The organism is Mycobacterium sp. 4D054 (assembly GCF_052245755.1).
GTDB lineage: Bacteria > Actinomycetota > Actinomycetes > Mycobacteriales > Mycobacteriaceae > Mycobacterium.
In genome coordinates this window covers 56,513-73,843 of record NZ_JBQQCF010000011.1, presented here as the reverse complement: position 1 = coordinate 73,843, position 17,331 = coordinate 56,513, and the positions used below count along the sequence as shown (strand labels likewise).

Annotated in this window: 17 protein-coding genes and 2 pseudogenes; 10 read left to right on the top strand and 9 right to left on the bottom strand. The window is 69.7% G+C overall.

Annotated features, from left to right (window positions below):
* Positions 1-37 precede the first annotated feature (37 nt).
* Entirely contained in the window at positions 38-841 is an 804-nt protein-coding gene (locus ACTWP6_RS10770; RefSeq protein ID WP_396885411.1) for a purine-nucleoside phosphorylase, read from the top strand.
* Here ACTWP6_RS10770 and ACTWP6_RS10765 read toward each other — a convergent pair.
* Positions 787-1,923 (bottom strand): AbrB family transcriptional regulator, encoded by a 1,137-nt coding sequence (locus ACTWP6_RS10765; RefSeq protein WP_260757584.1) that lies wholly within the window; start codon positions 1,921-1,923, stop codon positions 787-789. The two genes, ACTWP6_RS10770 and ACTWP6_RS10765, sit on opposite strands and share 55 nt — an antisense overlap.
* 88 nt (positions 1,924-2,011) lie before the next feature.
* On the opposite strand from ACTWP6_RS10765, the gene ACTWP6_RS10760 reads away from it, so the two are divergent.
* Together ACTWP6_RS10760 and ACTWP6_RS10755 are read left to right on the top strand one after the other, a co-directional pair.
* Positions 2,012-2,470 (top strand): MarR family winged helix-turn-helix transcriptional regulator, encoded by a 459-nt coding sequence (locus ACTWP6_RS10760; RefSeq protein WP_260757582.1) that lies wholly within the window; start codon positions 2,012-2,014, stop codon positions 2,468-2,470.
* Between the two features lie 29 nt (positions 2,471-2,499).
* A complete protein-coding gene (locus tag ACTWP6_RS10755; RefSeq protein ID WP_443187628.1) occupies positions 2,500-4,119 on the top strand; it encodes a phospho-sugar mutase in 1,620 nt (539 codons plus the stop codon).
* Between the two features lie 68 nt (positions 4,120-4,187).
* Here the strand turns inward: ACTWP6_RS10755 and upp are convergent, their stop codons facing one another.
* On the bottom strand, positions 4,188-4,811 hold the full coding sequence (gene upp, locus ACTWP6_RS10750; protein ID WP_260757579.1) for a uracil phosphoribosyltransferase: 624 nt from the start codon (positions 4,809-4,811) through the stop codon (positions 4,188-4,190).
* A gap of 51 nt (positions 4,812-4,862) precedes the next feature.
* On the opposite strand from upp, the gene ACTWP6_RS10745 reads away from it, so the two are divergent.
* Together ACTWP6_RS10745 and ACTWP6_RS10740 are read left to right on the top strand one after the other, a co-directional pair.
* Positions 4,863-5,171 (top strand): type VII secretion target, encoded by a 309-nt coding sequence (locus ACTWP6_RS10745; RefSeq protein ID WP_260757578.1) that lies wholly within the window; start codon positions 4,863-4,865, stop codon positions 5,169-5,171.
* On the top strand, positions 5,171-6,286 hold the full coding sequence (locus tag ACTWP6_RS10740) for a C40 family peptidase (RefSeq protein WP_260757577.1): 1,116 nt from the start codon (positions 5,171-5,173) through the stop codon (positions 6,284-6,286). The genes ACTWP6_RS10745 and ACTWP6_RS10740 overlap by 1 nt, the downstream gene beginning before the upstream one ends.
* A 16-nt stretch (positions 6,287-6,302) precedes the next feature.
* Here the strand turns inward: ACTWP6_RS10740 and ACTWP6_RS10735 are convergent.
* A pseudogene (locus tag ACTWP6_RS10735) lies at positions 6,303-6,496 on the bottom strand (glycerol acyltransferase); the annotation flags it as partial.
* Between the two features lie 227 nt (positions 6,497-6,723).
* Here ACTWP6_RS10735 and ACTWP6_RS10730 point away from each other — a divergent pair.
* Positions 6,724-6,867, top strand: a complete 144-nt coding sequence (locus tag ACTWP6_RS10730) for a hypothetical protein (protein ID WP_313901376.1) — start codon at positions 6,724-6,726, stop codon at positions 6,865-6,867.
* Here the strand turns inward: ACTWP6_RS10730 and adhE are convergent.
* Both adhE and ACTWP6_RS10720 read right to left on the bottom strand, forming a co-directional pair.
* Positions 6,864-9,484: pseudogene (adhE, locus tag ACTWP6_RS10725) on the bottom strand (bifunctional acetaldehyde-CoA/alcohol dehydrogenase). The gene ACTWP6_RS10730 and the pseudogene adhE overlap by 4 nt on opposite strands.
* Entirely contained in the window at positions 9,481-9,915 is a 435-nt protein-coding gene (locus tag ACTWP6_RS10720; RefSeq protein ID WP_260757576.1) for a hypothetical protein, read from the bottom strand. The pseudogene adhE and the gene ACTWP6_RS10720 overlap by 4 nt, the downstream one beginning before the upstream one ends.
* Positions 9,916-10,167: 252 nt before the next feature.
* Here ACTWP6_RS10720 and ACTWP6_RS10715 point away from each other — a divergent pair, with 252 nt between their 5' ends.
* Positions 10,168-11,076: a 2-oxo acid dehydrogenase subunit E2 gene (locus ACTWP6_RS10715; protein WP_260757575.1), complete on the top strand. Its 909-nt coding sequence runs from the start codon at positions 10,168-10,170 to the stop codon at positions 11,074-11,076.
* A 38-nt stretch (positions 11,077-11,114) separates the two neighbouring features.
* Here the strand turns inward: ACTWP6_RS10715 and ACTWP6_RS10710 are convergent, their stop codons facing one another.
* Positions 11,115-11,984, bottom strand: a complete 870-nt coding sequence (locus ACTWP6_RS10710) for an LLM class F420-dependent oxidoreductase (protein ID WP_260757977.1) — start codon at positions 11,982-11,984, stop codon at positions 11,115-11,117.
* 136 nt (positions 11,985-12,120) lie between these two features.
* On the opposite strand from ACTWP6_RS10710, the gene satS reads away from it, so the two are divergent.
* Positions 12,121-13,368 (top strand): protein export chaperone SatS, encoded by a 1,248-nt coding sequence (gene satS / locus ACTWP6_RS10705; protein WP_260757573.1) that lies wholly within the window; start codon positions 12,121-12,123, stop codon positions 13,366-13,368.
* A 7-nt stretch (positions 13,369-13,375) separates the two neighbouring features.
* On the opposite strand, the gene ACTWP6_RS10700 is transcribed toward satS, so the two are convergent.
* The 3 genes from ACTWP6_RS10700 to ACTWP6_RS10690 are packed head-to-tail and all read right to left on the bottom strand — an operon-like array spanning position 13,376 to position 16,196.
* A complete protein-coding gene (locus ACTWP6_RS10700; protein WP_260757572.1) occupies positions 13,376-14,464 on the bottom strand; it encodes an adenosine deaminase in 1,089 nt (362 codons plus the stop codon).
* A gap of 11 nt (positions 14,465-14,475) precedes the next feature.
* Positions 14,476-15,777 carry a thymidine phosphorylase gene (locus tag ACTWP6_RS10695; protein ID WP_260757570.1) on the bottom strand — a complete coding sequence of 434 codons (1,302 nt, stop codon included), beginning with the start codon at positions 15,775-15,777 and terminating at the stop codon, positions 14,476-14,478.
* Complete coding sequence (locus ACTWP6_RS10690; RefSeq protein WP_260757569.1) at positions 15,774-16,196, bottom strand: cytidine deaminase; 423 nt, start codon at positions 16,194-16,196, stop codon at positions 15,774-15,776. Before ACTWP6_RS10690 ends, ACTWP6_RS10695 begins: the two co-directional genes overlap by 4 nt.
* A 218-nt stretch (positions 16,197-16,414) precedes the next feature.
* Between ACTWP6_RS10690 and sdhC the strand changes: the two genes are divergently transcribed.
* Positions 16,415-16,843, top strand: a complete 429-nt coding sequence (gene sdhC / locus ACTWP6_RS10685) for a succinate dehydrogenase, cytochrome b556 subunit (RefSeq protein WP_260757568.1) — start codon at positions 16,415-16,417, stop codon at positions 16,841-16,843.
* A 14-nt stretch (positions 16,844-16,857) separates the two neighbouring features.
* Positions 16,858-17,331: a succinate dehydrogenase hydrophobic membrane anchor subunit gene (locus tag ACTWP6_RS10680; RefSeq protein WP_260757976.1), complete on the top strand. Its 474-nt coding sequence runs from the start codon at positions 16,858-16,860 to the stop codon at positions 17,329-17,331.

Genomic DNA, 17,331 nt, shown 5'->3' with positions numbered 1-17,331 from the left:
CAGGCAAGTATCTCACTGCACGAACACCCCAATTAAGCTGCCGCCTGTGGAAGACCCGTCAGCAGAGGCCACGCGGGCCGCCGATGCGCTGCGCACCCGCACCGGTGTCGACGCCTTCGACGTCGCCGTCGTGTTGGGCTCGGGATGGGCGCCGGCCGCCGCGCAACTCGGCGATCCCGGCGCGGTCGTCCCGATGGCCGAGCTGCCCGGCTTCACACCGCCCAGCGCGCAGGGCCACGGCGGCCAGGTGTTGTCGCTGCGGGTCGGCACGCACCGGGTGCTGATGCTGCTCGGCCGCATCCACACCTATGAGGGCCACGACCTGCGTCACGTCGTCCATCCGGTGCGCACCGCCTGCGCGGCCGGGGTGCGCACCGTGGTGCTGACCAACGCCGCCGGCGGGCTGCGCGAGGACTTCTCGGTGGGTCAGCCCGTGCTGATCAGCGACCACCTCAATCTGACGGCGCGCTCACCGCTGGTAGGCGCCCAGTTCGTGGATCTGGTCGACGCGTACTCGCCGCGGTTGCGCGCGCTGGCCCGCGACATCGAGCCCGGGTTGCCCGACGGCGTCTATGCCGGGTTGCCCGGCCCGCACTACGAGACCCCCGCGGAGATCCGGATGTTGCGCACGCTGGGCGCCGACCTGGTCGGCATGTCGACGGTGCACGAGACGATCGCCGCGCGGGCGGCCGGCGCCGAGGTGCTGGGGGTCTCGCTGGTCACCAATCTCGCGGCCGGGATGACGGGCCAGCCGCTGAGCCATGCCGAGGTGCTGGAGGCGGGCCGTCAGTCGGCGACGCGGATGGGCTCCCTGTTGTCGGCGGTGATCTCCCGGCTCTGATCGGGCGTGCTCAGCCGCCGACTCATCCACAAGACCGCGCGCGCCATGACCGGCGCGGCGAACAGCATCAGCAGGATCCGGACCACCTGCGCGGCGATCACGAACGTCACGTTGGAGCCGGTCTCCACCGCGGTGGCGAGCACCGCGTACACCCCGCCGGGACTGGTCGCCAGGTACCCCTCCAGCGGGGTCAGGCCCGCGACGTGAGCAAGCACGATGCCCAGCCCCGCCGTCGCCACGCCGATGAACACGATCAGCCCCACCGCCACGGGCAGAAGCCGGCCGACCGAGCGCAGCGAGTCCCGGGTGAACGCCAGCCCGGCCTGCCAACCGATCAGCATGTAACCGGCCTGCACCAGCAACACCGGCACCGACAGCCCGAACGACAACCCGCTGACTTCCAGCGCGACCGTCAACGCCAGTGGCCCGAGCAGCCCGGCGCCTGGCAACCGGATCAGTCGGCCGCCGGTCCCACCGACCAGCACCAGGGCGATCATCATCGCCACGCTCAGATACCAAGGCGCCGAAGGGCTACGGGTGGCGTCGACCGCGTTATGGGAACGGTCAGCGTGATAGATCAGCGTGACGACCACCGGCATCGACGCGGTCACCAGCGCCACCCGCAGGTACTGCACCACGGCAACCACGCGGTCGTCGCCGCCGAGTTCACGGGCGATGGCGACCAGCCCGGATGCCCCGCCGGCGACCAGGGCCAGTGATCCGGTCAACGGGGTCACGTCGCGGCGCAGCCCCAGCAGCGCGCCGGCGATCACGCTGAGCGCCAGCGTGCCGGCCGCGACGGCCAGCACGATCGCCCAGTCGTCCTTGAGTGTGCTCAGCGCGTCCTGCTGGACCATGGTGCCGATGTAGACGCCGAGCACCCCTTGGGCCGCGATGCCCAGCTTGCGCGGGACGCGCTCGGGGCCGCGGGAGGTCAGCGCCACCGCGATACCGACGACCAGCGCGGCGAACAGCGCAGCGGACGGCACTCCGACCAGCGTCAGCGGGACGGTGACCGCGACGGTCAGCGCAAGAAGGACCGCCCAACCGGGTATTTGCCGCCAAACCGCTTTCACCGTCATCGATGCCAAGTATGCTCTTGCCATGCCAAGATCTCAACGAGGAGTGATGCTGAGTGACGAACTGTAGTTACCAAGTTTTGACTTGGGAATGACCAGGCGGCCCGACCGGGCATTCACCGCGGCGACCGAATTGCGCGAGTCGCTGATGGCGGTGGCGCGGCAGCTGCGGCGGCATCGTCCGGACAACGGACTCACGTTGAGCCAGATGCAGCTGCTCGGTGAGATCAGCCGCACCGGAGTGACCACGCCCGCCGAACTCGGCGTGCGGATGCACGTCCGGGTGCAGTCGCTGACCGACTCGCTCAACGAGCTGGAGTCCCGCAGGCTGGTGAGCCGGCGGCCCGATGAGAACGACCGCCGCCGCCAGCTCGTGGAGATCACCGATGACGGGCTGGCGCTGCTGGAAGCCGACCGCGCCGAGCGCGACGCCTGGCTTCACCAGACCATGCGCGACACGCTGTCCGAGCTGGAGTTCGACCTGCTGATGCTGGTGGCGCCCATCCTGCGCAAGCTCGCCGAATCCGACGCCGGCATGCGCCAGGGCTGACGGGCGCGCCGTCAGGGCACAATGACGGGGTGACCTCGCCGTTGCGAACTGCTGTGCAGGAGTGGCTGTCTCACGACCCCGATCCGGCCTCGGCCGCCGAGCTCGCCGCCTGCACGGACGACGAGCTGGCCGAGCGTTTCACCGGGTCGCTGACATTCGGCACCGCAGGCCTGCGCGGGCCGCTGCGGGCGGGCCCCAACGGCATGAACCTCGCGGTGGTGCTGCGGGCGACGTGGGCGGTGGCCCGGGTGCTGACCGACCGCACACTGGGCGGATCGCGCGTCGTGGTGGGTTACGACGCCCGGCACCGCTCCGCCGAGTTCGGCCGCGCCGCTGCCGAAGTTCTTTCCGCGCAGGGCTTTTCCGTGACCCTGATGCCGTGCGCGGTGCCGACGCCGGCCGTGGCGTTCGCCGTCCGCACCACCGGCGCCGCGGCCGGGGTGCAGATCACCGCATCGCACAATCCACCGCAGGACAACGGGTACAAGGTGTACTTCGCCGGCGGGCTGCAGATCGTCTCCCCCACCGACCGCGACATCGAGCACGCCATCGCGTCGGCGCCGCCGGCAGACGAGATCCCGCTCCGTCCTGTCGACACGTCGGGCATCGACCTGCTGCGCGCCTATGCCGAACGCGCCGCCACGGTGCGCCGCACCACCGGCACGGCGCGGATCGCATTGACCCCGATGCACGGGGTGGGCGGTGAATTCGCACTCGACGCACTGGCGTTGGCCGGATTCGACGACGTGCACGTCGTCGAGCGTCAGTTCGCGCCCGACCCGGACTTCCCGACCGTGGCCTTCCCGAACCCCGAGGAACCCGGCGCGTCGGACGAGCTGACCGCCCTGGCCGCCGCCGTGGACGCCGACATCGCGATCGCGCTGGATCCCGACGCCGACCGCTGCGCGATCGGGGTGCCCACCCCGCACGGTTGGCGGATGCTCTCGGGTGACGAAACCGGTTGGCTGCTGGGCGATTACCTGCTCTCACAGGGCGACAACACCCACGCCGTAGTGGCCAGCACCGTGGTGTCGTCGCGGATGCTGGCCGCCATCGCCGTCGAACGCGGGGCCCGCCACGTCGAGACGCTGACCGGGTTCAAATGGCTGGCCCGCGCCGACGACGGCATGGAAGACGCGGCCCTGCTGTACGCCTACGAGGAAGCGATCGGGCATTGCGTGGACCCCGAGGCCGTGCGCGACAAGGACGGCATCAGCGCGGCTGTGCTAGCCGCTGATCTGGTTGTCGCACTGCGCAACCGGGGCCTGACAGTGCTCGACGCGCTCGACGACCTGGCCCGCCGCCACGGCGTGCACAGCACCTCGGCCGTCACCCGGCGGGTGGATTCACCGCAGGACGCGGCGGCGCTGATGGAACGGCTGCGTGCCGCGCCTCCGGCGCAGATCGCCGGATTCCCGGTCACAGTCGCCGATCTGGCAGCGACCGATCTGGCGGCGCGCACCGACGCCCTGGTGTTCACCGGCGGTGACGACACGACCTCGGTGCGGGTGGTGACCCGCCCGTCCGGCACCGAGCCGAAGCTGAAGAGTTACATCGAGATCCGGTGTTCCGGGGAGTTGGCCGCCGCTCGGGCCCGGGCCGCCCGGGTGCAGGACACGGTGGCCGCCGCGGTGCGCGCCTGGCCATGATCCGCCGAAATCGCATTCCGTGCGGAATTTTCGCGACTTGACGCGCGTGGAATGCGATTTCGGCGGTGTCAGCGGGGGCCGAACTGGCGGTCGCCGGCGTCGCCGAGGCCCGGCACGATGTAGGCGTAGTCGTTGAGGCCCGAGTCGATGGTCGCGGTGAACAAACGTAGCTCGGGAGCCACCTTCTCCAGCGCGCGCAGACCTTCGGGTGCGACGACCACGCAGATCGCGGTCACATCCACCGCATCACGCGCGTAAAGCAGTTCCAGCGTGTGAGCCATCGACCCGCCGGTGGCCAGCATCGGGTCCAGCACGATCACCGGCTGGTGACTCAGATCGTCGGGCAGCGATTCCAGATACGGGGTGGGCTGGTGGGTCTCCTCGTTGCGCGCCACCCCGACGAAGCCGACGCGGGCCTCGGGGATGAGAGCGTGCGCCTGGTCGACCATGCCCAGGCCCGCGCGCAGCACCGGCACCAGCAGCGGCGGGGCGGCCAGCCGCGTGCCGGCGGTCTCACACAGTGGGGTGCGCACCGGCACGGTATCGACGGCCAGTTCCCGGGTGGCCTCGTAGACGAGCATCAGCGTCAGGTCGCGTAACGCGGCGCGGAAACCGGCGTTGTCGGTGCGCTCGTCGCGCAGGGTGGTCAGCCGCGCCGCGGCCAAGGGGTGGTCGACAACGCGCACATCCATGGGTCCAGACCTTAACGGGAACCGCGCCGAGCTTCCCGGCGTCCTATCCATATGCCCGCCCCGCTGTCTGTGGACACCGACTCGATCCGCGAGTACGGCGCCGCCTGCTCCGCGCACGCCGCCCACCTCGATACGGCGGCGGCCCGGCTCACCGCGGCCGCCGGCGGGGCCGCACCGCTGCTGGGTCCCGTCGGCACCCGCTTCCTGGCCGCACTGGCGCGGGCCGCGGAGGATCAGGCCCTGCTCCTGACAACGGTCAGCAGGTCGTTGGAGGCGGGCGACGCCGCAGCGTCAGAGGCGGCGCACGCCTACGCCGGCTCCGACGACGCCGCCGCGTCCCGGATCACCGGCGGCCGGTGATGCCCAGTTCGACGGTCGCCGCACTCACCGCGCCGATCCGCCGGGTGCAGCAGCTCGTCGGGCCGGGATGGTCCGGTGCGGCCGATCCGGCGGCGACGCTCGACGGGGTCCGCGCGACGCTGACCGAGATCGCCGACGCGGCGGGCCAGGCCTGGCTGCGCGCCCAGGCCAACTGGTCGGGTGCCGGGGCCGACGCCGCCGCGGAGTTCGCGACGTCGACTGTGGCGGCGGTCGACGCCGCCGCCGAGCGCGCCGGCGGGCTGGGCGCCGCGGCGGCCGACGCGGCCTCGGCGGTGGCCCGGGCCCATCGTCGCCTGCAGCACATCGTCGACGAATTCGAATCCAAGGCAAGCGCTTTGGAGCCCCATCTGGACTCACCGGGGGTGGCACGGGAGCTGCTGGCCGAGGCGCGAGAGGCGCTGGCCCGTGCCATCGCGGTGGTCGAGGAACTCTCGGTCGAGCTGGACGGGCAGGCCGCGGCGTTGGGGGCTCCGGCCGCTTCCCCCGTTCCAGCCGCTCCCCAGGCCTCGGCGGCGACGGCACCGGCCGGATACCACTCCGGCGCGCCGAGTGTGGGCGCGCCGGGCCCCGGCACCGGATGGAACGGCGGGCTGGGCTCGGGCTTCGGTTCGGGTGCACCGGGCTCGGGCGCCCTCGGTGACTTCGCCGCGTTCACCCGACCCGACGACGCCGGGACACCGGACGCGGCGTCATTCGGCGAGGGCGTGGCCGTCCGGTTGCCCGACGGCACGATCGTGACGGCCCCCAACGCGGTGGCCGCCGGCGCCGTCCGGCACGCGCTGACCCAGCTCGGGGTGCCCTACCTGTGGGGCGGGACGACGCCCGGGGTCGGATTGGACTGCAGCGGACTGACCCAGTGGGCTTACCGCGAAGCGGGCCTGGACATCCCACGGCTGGCGCAGGAGCAGGACATCGGCGGCGCGGTCGCGGGGTCATCGGTGCTGCCGGGCGATCTCGCGGTGTGGGACGGACACGTCGCGATGATCGTCGGTGGCGGTCTGATGGTCGAGGCCGGCGATCCCGTGCAGTTGTCGCCGATCCGCACCGCCAACGCCGGCCAGGGATTCCAGGGGTTCTGGCGGCCGACGGCCTGATTACGCGCCGGGCCGCTCAGCCCAGGATGGGCAGCCGGCGTTGACGTGCCAGTTGGGCCAGGCCGTGCTGCATCACCGCACGGACGTGCGCGTCGACCCTGGCCACGCCGGGCTCGTCTCCGAACTCGCAGCGATCTCGATCGGCGGCAGCACCCGCGTGAGGATTTTGGTGGGCAGCGGCAGATTGACCGGCGCCGGGAGACCGGTTGGGCCCGTCGTCGTTCAGCCCGAGGTCGGCCACCAGCGCTTGTGCCGAAGCTGAACGCGAGATTGCTCTGACGGCCGTGATCTACTCACCACGACCCTGAGTGCAAACTCGCGTTCAGCCGCGCGTCAGGTACTAGCACTCGGACCGCCGGCCACCACACTCAAGCCGAACGGAAAGCCGATCGACACCGGCAGGATGTCTGTCCGAAAGAGTTTGCGTTCCAAGGCCGGTGTCGAACCACTCCGGCGGCCTGATGAACTTCGGCGTGTCGGTGTTCGCCGTCGACTACTACCAGAAGTGCGGCTACGAACGGCCGCTCTATGTGCTCGCTCACGACAGCTTCTTCCGCAGCCCGGATGGGTCAATCCCCTAGTCGCCGTAGTAGCCCAGCCTCAGCAGCGCCGTGATTTCCTCGACCAGCGGCATCCGGGGGTTGGTGCGATTGCTCAGGTCCTCGAACGCCGTCATCGCGAGTTCTGGAAGCACGGCAAGGAATTCGTCCTCCGGCACCCCGTACTCCTTCAACGAGCGTGGCATGTCGAGCCGGTCCAGGAGATCTTCGACGGCGGCGAAGAGCCGCTGCATGCTGTCCTCCGGCTCGTGACCGCCGAACACCAATTGACCGATCTGGGCATACTTTTCGGGCACCACGTACGCCGAGTAGCCGGGCGCGGGCATGAACTTGCTCGGCAGGCTCGAGTTGTAGCGCATCACATGGGGCAGGAAGATCCCGTTGGCCCGCCCGTGCGCGATGCCGAATCGGGCACCGACGGCGTGGGCCAGCGCATGGTTGGTGCCGACGAAAGCGTTCGAGAACGCCAGACCGGCAAGCGTTGCGGCGTTGGACATGTCGGTCCGCGCCGCCAGATCACCGGGATCGTCGTAGGCCCGCGGCAGCGCGCCGAAGATCAGCCGCACCGCCTGCGCGCACAGCGCGTCGGTGTAGCTGGACGCGAAGATCGAGATCACCGCTTCCAGCGCGTGGGTCAGCGCGTCGATGCCCGTGTCGGCCGTGAGCGCCGGGGGCATCGATGACGTCAGGACCGGGTCGACGATCGCAAGGTCGGGCACCAGGCTGTAATCGACGAGCGTCTCCTTCCGCCCCTGCACCGTCAGCACCGCCGCCGGCGACACCTCAGACCCGGTGCCCGACGTCGTCGGGATGGCCACCAGCTGGATGCGGTGCCGATCCTTCGGGAAGTCCGCCACCCGCTTGCGGGGATCGAGGAACGGCATCGTCAGCTCGTCGAGATCCATCTCGGGATGTTCGTAGAACAACCGCATCGCCTTTGCCGCGTCGAGCACCGAACCGCCGCCCACGGCGATCACCACATCGGGCTCGGACCGCTGCAGGAACGCGACACCGCGGCGGATCGACGCCTCGTCCGGTTCGGGTGTCACCTCGGTGAACACCTGCACGTGATGGGTACGCAGCTTGCCGCGCACCTGGTCCACCACGCCGCGTTGCTCACTCAGCGCGTCGGTGACCACCACGGCGGTCTCGCAGTCGAGGTCGCGCAGGTTGTCCAGCGCGCCCTCGTTGAAGTAGGTGTTCGACGGCACCCGAAACCAATGCGGCGGGGTCCGCCGGTGCGCCAGCGTCTTGATGTTGAGCAGCTGCCGGTAGTTGACGTTCTCGGTGGTGCTCGAGCCGCCCCCGGTTCCGCAACCCAGCGAGAAGGTGGGCGTCAGGTTGTTGTAGATGCCTCCGAGCGCGCCGACCGCCGTGGGCGCGTTCACCAGGATGCGCCCGGTGCGGACGGCCAGACCGTACCGTTCGACGACGTCGTCGTCGGCCGCGTAGATCGCCGACGTGTGCCCCAGTCCGCCGTGCTCGGTGACCAGCACCGCGGCGTCGATGGCGTGCTGCACACTGCGCGCGCGCACCACCCCCAGCACCGGCATCAGCTTCTCGGACACCAGCGGATGTGCGTCGAGCTCCGCGAGATCCGACGGTAATTGCGCCAGAAGAACTTTCACGGTCGGGGGCACGGTGAACCCGGCGCGGGCCGCCAGCTCCGACGCCTTCTGCCCGACAGCCTCCAGCGAGATCTTGTCGCCACAGCCGAACGCGAAGTCGGCCACCTTCGCGGTCTCGTCGTCGGTGAGCAGGCGAGCACCCATCCGCTCGAACTCGGCGATGGTGTCGTCATAGACGGCGTCGTCGACGATGCAGGTCTGCTCGGCGGGGCAGATCACCGACGAGTCAAAGGTTTTCGAGATCAGGATGTCGACGACGGCGCCCTTGACGTCAGCCGTCTCGTGAATGTAGATGGGCGCGTTGCCCGGTCCGACGCTGAGGCCCGGCTTGCCGGAGGCGTTGGCGAGCGCGACGATCTTCGGTCCGCCGGTCCCCAGACGAAGTCCACCTTCGGATGTTCGAACAGGTGGTGCGTCACCTCGTGCGCGGCATCCGGGATCACCTGCAGCGCCCCGCGCGGCATTCCGGCGGCCTCAGCGGCCTCACGCAGGATCTCGACGCTGCGTTCGCAGCAGCGCGTCGCGTACGGCGACGGACGGAACAGCACCGCGTTGCGGGTCTTGGCCGCGACGATCGCCTTGAACAACACGGTCGACGTCGGGTTGGTCACCGGGGTGATCGCCAGCACCACACCGATGGGTTCGGCGATGTAGCGGATGTTGTTCTCCACGTCTTCGTCGATGACGCCGACCGACTTCTTGTCCCGCAGGTAGTCGTGCAGGAACTCGGTCGCCACGTAGTTCTTGACGACCTTGTCCTCGAAGACACCGAACCCGGTCTCCTCGATCGCCAGCGCGGCCAGTTCGGCGGCGGCCCGCAGTCCGGCGCGCACCATCGCCTCGACGATCGCGTCGACCTGCTTCTGATCGAGCGTGCGGTACTGGCGGGCGGCGGCAGCGGCGACATCGACGACGGTGTCGACCTCGGCGATCCGGTGGGCGTCAGGCGCGCCCGCGCCGCTCGGCCGGCGGTCCGAGACCGCAGCGGCGCCCGTCTGCGTCCCGGTCATCGGGGTGCGCCGCTGCGTCGATGCGCGTCGTCGGCCACGACGCCGGGCGGTTGGGCCGGGACGACGCGCAGCGCCAGCGCGCCGAGCGCCGCCACCGACACCGCGGGGGTGAGGAACAGCAGGATCGCCCACACCAGCCCCACCCCTGATCCGCTGAGCGCCTTGACCAAGGTGAACACCGCGACCAGCCAGCTCACCGCGCCGGCGATCACCGTCACCGCCAGCGCGACCGCGACCGCGCGGCCGCGCCCGTAGTGCCGATACCCGCTCGCGGCCAACAGCGCCGCCGTCGGGACGACGATCACCACCGCGCCCAGCCACGGCCGGTCGGCGCCGAGACGCAGGCCCGGGACCAGCAGCAGCGCAGCCAGCACGGCGGCACCCAGGATGCCGGCGACCGCCACACCCCGGCCATCCGTCGGCTTCGGCATCGACATGGCACACCCCTGTTCACAGCTGACGACACGCCCGCACGGCCGTGCCCAGATCCTCGCGCAGGGCCGGTGCTCTCCACAGAGGAAAAGGTCCCGACTCTCGGCGCAGCCGTCGGTGAAGCGACCGCGTCCCGGTTCTCCCGAAGTGACCTTGTGCTCTGGCCTCGAGGCGGGCCGCGTTCTGACAATTGACCGCGCCGGCCCAGACGGCAGTTCCCGTCGGGGCCCGTGAGGGAAAGGGGATCGGCGATGATCGGAGCGCTGCTCGGGACGACGTCGTCGGTCCCGTTTTCCGTGTGGCGCAAGATCGCCATGGCCACGTGGCGGCCCCGGACGGACCCGATCATCTCGGCCACGATGGACGTCGAAGCGACCCGGCTCGAGGAGTACATCGGCGAGGTCCGCGCCGCCACGGGCGAGCACATCACCCCGATGCACCTGGTCGGCCGGGCCGCCGCCAAGGTGTTCGTGGCGCTGCCGGGACTCAACGGCCGGGTGGCATTCGGCAGCTTCCTGCCGTCGCCGACCATCGACTGCTTCTTCGTCGTGTCCCTGCGCTCCGATCCGGTCGCGGGAGTCGAGGCGTCCGCGACCGACCTGTCGGGGGCGGTGGTGCGGCGGATCGACGAGAAGCCCCCGTGGACCGTCGCCCGCGAACTCGCCGACCGCGCTGCGCGGATCCGGCACGGTGACGATCCCCAGTTCAAGCGGGCGAAGACGATCGCCCAGCTGGTGCCGCCGCTGGCCCTGCGCCGGATGATGGACGGCATCGGCTTCGTCACCGAGACCTTGCAGTTGCCCCTACCCCTGCTCGGGCTGGAAGCGCGCCCCTACGGCTCCGTCCTGGTCAGCAATGTCGGCACCTACGGTCTGGAGACCGCCGCCGCGCCGGTGCCGACGTTCTGCCACGTGCCGTTCGTGATCGTGGTGGGCGGGGTGATCGACAAGGTGGTGGCCCGCGACGGTCAGCCCGTGGTCCGCCAGGTGCTGCCGATGACGATGACGCTCGACCACCGATTCGTCGACGGCTACCAGGCGGCCACCATGGCACGGGTCTTCCGCGAGTACATGGAGGATCCGGCCGCGTTTGACCCGGTGCCCGCAGCCACGGCGCGACCGCGGCCGGCACCGCCGAAACTCCAGTCCACGCGGTCCTGACCCGACCCTTCTCCGACAGACGCGATCTGGGCGTGCGCTCAGGTGCGTACCCGCATCCATCTGCCGGCCAGCTCGGAGATCCAGGCCTCCGCGGCGATCGGGTCCGCGGGCGGGCCGGCCACCAGGACCAACTCGTCGATGCCCGCGTCGGCCAGCCGGCCCGCGTCGGCAGGCACCGGATCCCGCAGGGCGACCGCCACCTTCAGATCGGTCGGGTCACGGCCCATCTCTCGGCAGAGCGCGCGCAGCTTCGACACCCGTGACGCCGCTTCCTCGACGTCGGCGAGGTTGAAGCCGTACCAACCGTCGCCCCACTCGGCGACCCGACGCAGCGCCGCATCGGAGTTGCCGCCCAGCATGATCGGGATCGACCGGCCGTGCGGCTTGGGGTTGACGCGCACCCGGTCGAAGGCCACATACCGTCCGGAGAAGGACGCGACGTCGTCGCGCCACAGGGTGCGCATTGCCGCGACGTACTCTGCCATCCGGTCCGCCCGGCCCTCGAACGGCACCCCGAGCGCGTCGTACTCGGCTTTCGACCGCCCGATCCCGACGCCCAGCGACAGCCGCCCACCGGTCATGCGGTCCAGCGACGCGGCCTGCTTGGCGGTGATCACCGGGTTGTGCTCCGGCAGCACCAGCACCCCGGTCGCCAACTCGATCCGGTTGGTCGCCGCCGCGGCGAAGCTGAGGGCGACCATCGGGTCCAGCCAGTCGGTCTGCGGGGCCAGTTCGATCGCCCCGTCGTCGCGGTAGGGGCGCTGTGACCGCGGATCCCCGGGCATCACCACCCGCTGCCCCACCCACAGCGTCGCGAATCCCGACCGCTCGGCCGCGGCCGCCACCGCATCGATCACGGTGCGCTGCGCACCGGCGCCGATGCCGAGGCCGTGCAGGCCCAGTCTGATCACCCGGCGATCATGGCAGGCTTGACCAACATCCCAAGCGACGAACGGGTTGCGGTACGGCAACGGTGGGCCACGCCCGGGGTTAAGCACGGCCATGCCCACGATGCCTTTGGGCCAGGTCGTTAGGCTGTGCCGCATGGCTGCTGACATCGTGCCGATCGGACTGACGTTGACCAAGGGCGACGTGTACACGCTGTGGGCGCCGCGGTGGCGTGCCGACGGCGACGAGTGGGAGGCCTTCCTCGGTAAAGACGAGGACCTCTATGTCCTGGAATCAGTGGCCGACCTGGCGGCTTTCGTGCGTACCAGCACCGACAACGACCTCGTCGACCACCCGGCGTGGCAGAAGCTGACCGAGGCCAACGCCCACCGGCTGGCGCCGACCGATGAGAACACCCACGACCTGGTGGTCCTGGAGGAACTGCTCTCCAAGAAGCCGACCGAGGACAGCGTGCGCGCATTGCACGGCGCGCTGGCGGTGGTGTCGTCGATGGGTTCGGTGTGTGAACTGCCCGCGGTGACGAAGTTCTTCAACGGCAACCCCGTGCTGGGCACCGTCGGCGGCGGCGTGGAGGCGTTCGCGGGCCGTGCCGGCCGCAAGCGCTGGGCGGAGATCGAGAAGATCATCGCCAAGAGCTGGGACAACGTGATCGAGGCGCTCGACGCGATCATCACGATCCCCGAGGTGGACAGCGCCGCCGTGGCGAAGGCCCAGGCCGAACTCGACGAGCCGGCTCCGGAGCCCGACGAGGACGACCTGGTCATCGACGATGTGGTCGACACCGACGAGGAGGCCGACTCGCTGGCCGCCGAGGCCGCGACCAAGGTGCTCGGCAGCGACAAGGATTTCTGGTCGCGGGTCGGTATCGATCCGGTCCGGATCATGACCAGCCGCGGCACGTTCTTCACGCTGCGCTGCTATCTGAACGACCACCCGATCTTCCTCGGCCGCAACGGCCGCATCAGCGTGTTCCCGTCCGAGCGGACACTGGCCCGCTACCTGGCCGACGAACACGACCACGACCTGTCCGACCTTGCCACCTACGACGACATCCGCACCGCGGCCACCGACGGTTCGCTGCGGGTCGACGTCACCGATGACAACATCTACGTCCTGACCGGGATCGTCGACGACCTGGCCGAGGGTCCCGACGCGCTCGACCACGATCAGCTCGAGCTCGCCGTCGAACTGCTGCGCGACATCGGCGACTACTCCGAGGACACCAGCGTCCAGACCAAGCTCTCCACCGACACCGCGCTGGGCCGGGTGATCGCCCACGTGCTCGACCCGAAGACGGTCCGGCCGGGCGGACCGTACGCCGACGCGGTGGCGCAGTGGGAGTCGCTGGAGTCGTTCGCGGAGTCCCGCCTGCGCGAGGAGTGAGTTCGGCTTACCCCACCAGGACGGCGTAGCGCGGCTTGATCACCTCGTCGATGATCGCCAGCCGCTGGTCGAACGGGATGAACGCCGACTTCATCGCGTTGATGGTGAAGCGCTCCAGGTCGCTCCAGCCGTAGCCGAACGTCTCGACCAGCCGCAGCATCTCCAGGCTCATCGAGGTGTCGCTGATCAACCGGTTGTCGGTGTTGACCGTGACCCGGAAGCGCAGCCGCGCCAGCCGGTCGAAGGGGTGCTCGGCGATGCTCTTGACGGCACCGGTCTGCACATTCGAACTCGGGCACATCTCGAACGGAATCCGCTTGTCCCGCAGCAGCGATGCGAGCCGGCCCAGCCTCGCGGTGCCGTCGGCGTCGATCTCGATGTCGTCGACGATGCGCACACCGTGGCCCAGCCGATCGGCCCCGCAGAACGCGATCGCCTCGTGGATCGACGGCAAACCGAACGCCTCGCCGGCGTGAATCGTGAAGCGCGCGTTGTTGCTTCGCATGTACTCGAAGGCGTCCAGGTGCCGGGTGGGAGGATATCCGGCCTCCGCCCCGGCGATGTCGAAGCCGACGACACCCTTGTCCCGGAACCGGATCGCGAGCTCGGCGATCTCCCGAGAGCGGGCCGCATGACGCATCGCGGTCACCAGGCAGCGCACCGTGATCGTCCGTCCGTCGGCGGCGGCGGCCTTCTCGCCGTCGGCGAAGCCGGCCAGCACCGCGTCGACGACGGCGTCCAGGGACAGCCCGGCCTCGATGTGCAGTTCGGGGGCGAACCGGACCTCGGCGTAGACGACGTTGTCGGCCGCGAGGTCCTCGACGCATTCGCGGGCGACGCGCTGCAGCGCGTCCGGGGTCTGCATGACGCCGACGGTGTGGGCGAACGGCTCTAGGTAGCGCACCAGCGAGCCGCTGTGCGCGGCGGTGTGGAAGAACGTGGCGAGGCTGTCGACGTCGGTGGCGGGTAGGTCCTCGTAGCCGTACTGCTCGGCCAGCTCCAACACCGTCGACGGACGCAGACCGCCGTCGAGGTGGTCGTGCAACAGCGCCTTGGGTGCGCGCCGGATGTGGTCGAGCGTCAACGGTGTCGTCACGGCAGAACCTCCTACATGGTGATCCGATCGATGATGAGCGGGCGCGCGGGCGGCGGCTGATCGCCGACACTCCACGCCCCGTCGAGCTCGGCCAGCGCGCCGGCGAGCCGCTCGGGAGTGTCGGTGTACAAGGTGAACAAAGGTGCGCCGGCGGCGACGGGCTCACCCGGCTTGCGGTGGATGCGCATGCCGGCGCCGAACTGCACCCGTTCACCGGGCGCCGAGCGGCCCGCCCCGAGCCGCCACACCGCCAGTCCCACCGCCATCGCGTCGATGTCTCCCATGGTGCCACCGCGCGGCGCGCTGACGGTCTCGGTATGCGCACCCAAGGGCAACGCCGCATCGGGGTCCCCGCCCTGGGCGGCCACCAACTCTCGGAACCGGTCCATCGCGGTGCCGTCGCGCAGGGTCTGCTCGGGGTCGACCGCGTCCAGGCCGGCGGCGTCGCACATCTCGCGGGCCAGGGCCAGGGTCAGTTCGACGACGTCGCCGGGTCCGCCGCCGGCGAGTACCTCCAGGGATTCGACGACCTCGACGGCGTTGCCGACGGCGCGTCCCAGCGGTGCGTTCATGTCGGTCAACAGCGCGCGGGTCAGCACACCGTGCTCGGCCCCGAGCTCGACCATGGTGCGGGCCAGCTCCCGCGACTCGGCCTCGGTGCCCAGGAACGCCCCCGACCCGACCTTCGAGTCGAGCACCAGCGCGCGGGTGCCCTCGGCGATCTTCTTGCTCATCACCGAGCTCGCGATCAGCGGCAGCGACTCGGTGGTCGCGGTGACGTCGCGCAGTGCGTAGATCTTGCGATCGGCCGGCGCCAGCTCCCCGGCGGCGAAGATGGCCGCCCCGATGTCGCAGAGTTGTTGGCGGATCCGGCCTTTGGAGATCTCGGCGGTGAAACCGGGGATGGACTCCAATTTGTCGAGGGTGCCCCCGGTGTGGCCGAGCCCGCGCCCGGCGGCCTGGGGCACCGCGCCTCCACACGCCATCACCACGGGCACCAACGGGATGGTGATCTTGTCCCCGACACCGCCGGTGGAGTGCTTGTCCACCAGCTTCAGCGCCCGGCCGTCACGCCGCAGATCGCCGAAGTCCAACCGCTCCCCGGAGGCGATCATCGCGGCGGTCCAGCGCGCGATCTCGGCGTTGGTCATGCCGCGCAGGAAGATCGCCATCAGCAGCGCCGACATCTGCGCATCGGCGATCCGGTCGTGGGTGTACGCGTCGATCACCCAGTCGATCGCCGCGTCGGACAGGACGCCGCCGTCACGTTTGGTCCGGATGACGCTGGGCGCGTCGAATGTGAGGCCGGTCACGGTGTTTCCTCGGCGGGCACGCGATTTCGGGCCAGATCGTCGGGACCGAACGCGTCGGGCAACAACTCGCGCAGCGGGCGCGGGCCGAGCGGATGGTCGATGAGCATGTCGGGGCCGCCGTGCTCGAGCAGCACCTGCCGGCAGCGTCCGCACGGCATCAGCACCTCACCGTCGGGTCCTACGCAGGACAGTGCGACCAGCCGTCCGCCACCGCTGGAATGTAGGGCGCAGACCACTGCGCACTCGGCACAGAGACCTAGGCCATATGAGACATTCTCCACATTGCATCCGGCCACCATCCGGTGATCGTCGACGAGGGCGGCCGCTCCCACGCGAAATCGCGAATAGGGCGCGTAGGCATACTCAGAGGCATCAATTGCTTTACGGCGCAATAACTTCCAGTCGATCTCTGCCGTCACGTCACGCCGCCCGATCCGACTCTGAATCAATTCCGAACACCCCGTCCCGCGACCCGAAGTCCCAGATAGGCGACCCTAACTTCTACCCTGGAAGCAGCGCATACGCCCCCACGCTAGTTCGTTTGACAGTACGTAGGGGATTAGAGTCGCCCCGAGGTTTGGGGCTTCGGCAAGCAGGACCGAGCTTCGAACGTCCACCGATGGCGTTGGAGGGTCACATGAGTACGGCGACACCAGCCGATACCGACATACCGGCACCGCGATCACAGCCGATGCGTCGCCGCACTTTCTACCGTGGTGACCCGGGCATGTGGTCCTGGGTTCTGCACCGCATCTCCGGTGCCACCATCTTCTTCTTCCTCTTCGTGCACGTGCTCGACACCGCGTTGGTGCGGGTCAGCCCGCAGGCCTACAACGAGATCATCGAGACCTACAAGACCCCGATCATCGGGCTCATGGAGATCGGCCTCGTCGCTGCCGTGCTGTACCACGCGCTCAACGGCATCCGGATCATCCTCATCGATTTCTGGTCGGAGGGTCCGCGGCACCAGCGCAAGATGCTGTGGGTGGTCGCCGGCGTCTTCATCGCCGTGTTCATCGCGTCGGTCGGAGTGATAGGTATGCACATGGCGGAGAGGTTCCTGTGAGTACAGGAAAGAAGATGGCCGAGAACCCGTACGACCACATCACCGAGCGCGGCGGCCCGGCTCCCGTCATGCAGCGCAGCTTCGACCGCCCCGCGGGCCTGGACAACCCGCGCGCGGCGCGGCGCGGCGGCGGAATGCCCAACTTCGAGAAATACACCTGGCTGTTCATGCGGTTCTCGGGTGTGGTGCTCGTCTTCCTGGCCCTCGGCCACCTGTTCATCATGCTGATGTGGGAAGACGGCGTATACCGCATCGACTTCAACTACGTCGCCGAGCGCTGGTCGTCGCCGTTCTGGCAGACCTGGGACCTGCTGCTGCTGTGGCTGGCCCAGCTGCACGGCGGCAACGGGATGCGCACGATCATCGCCGACTACACCCGCAAGGACTCCACCAAGTTCTGGCTCAACACCCTGCTGGCGCTGTCGATGGCATTCACGCTGGTCCTCGGCACCTACGTGCTGCTGACGTTCGACGCGACGATTTCCTGA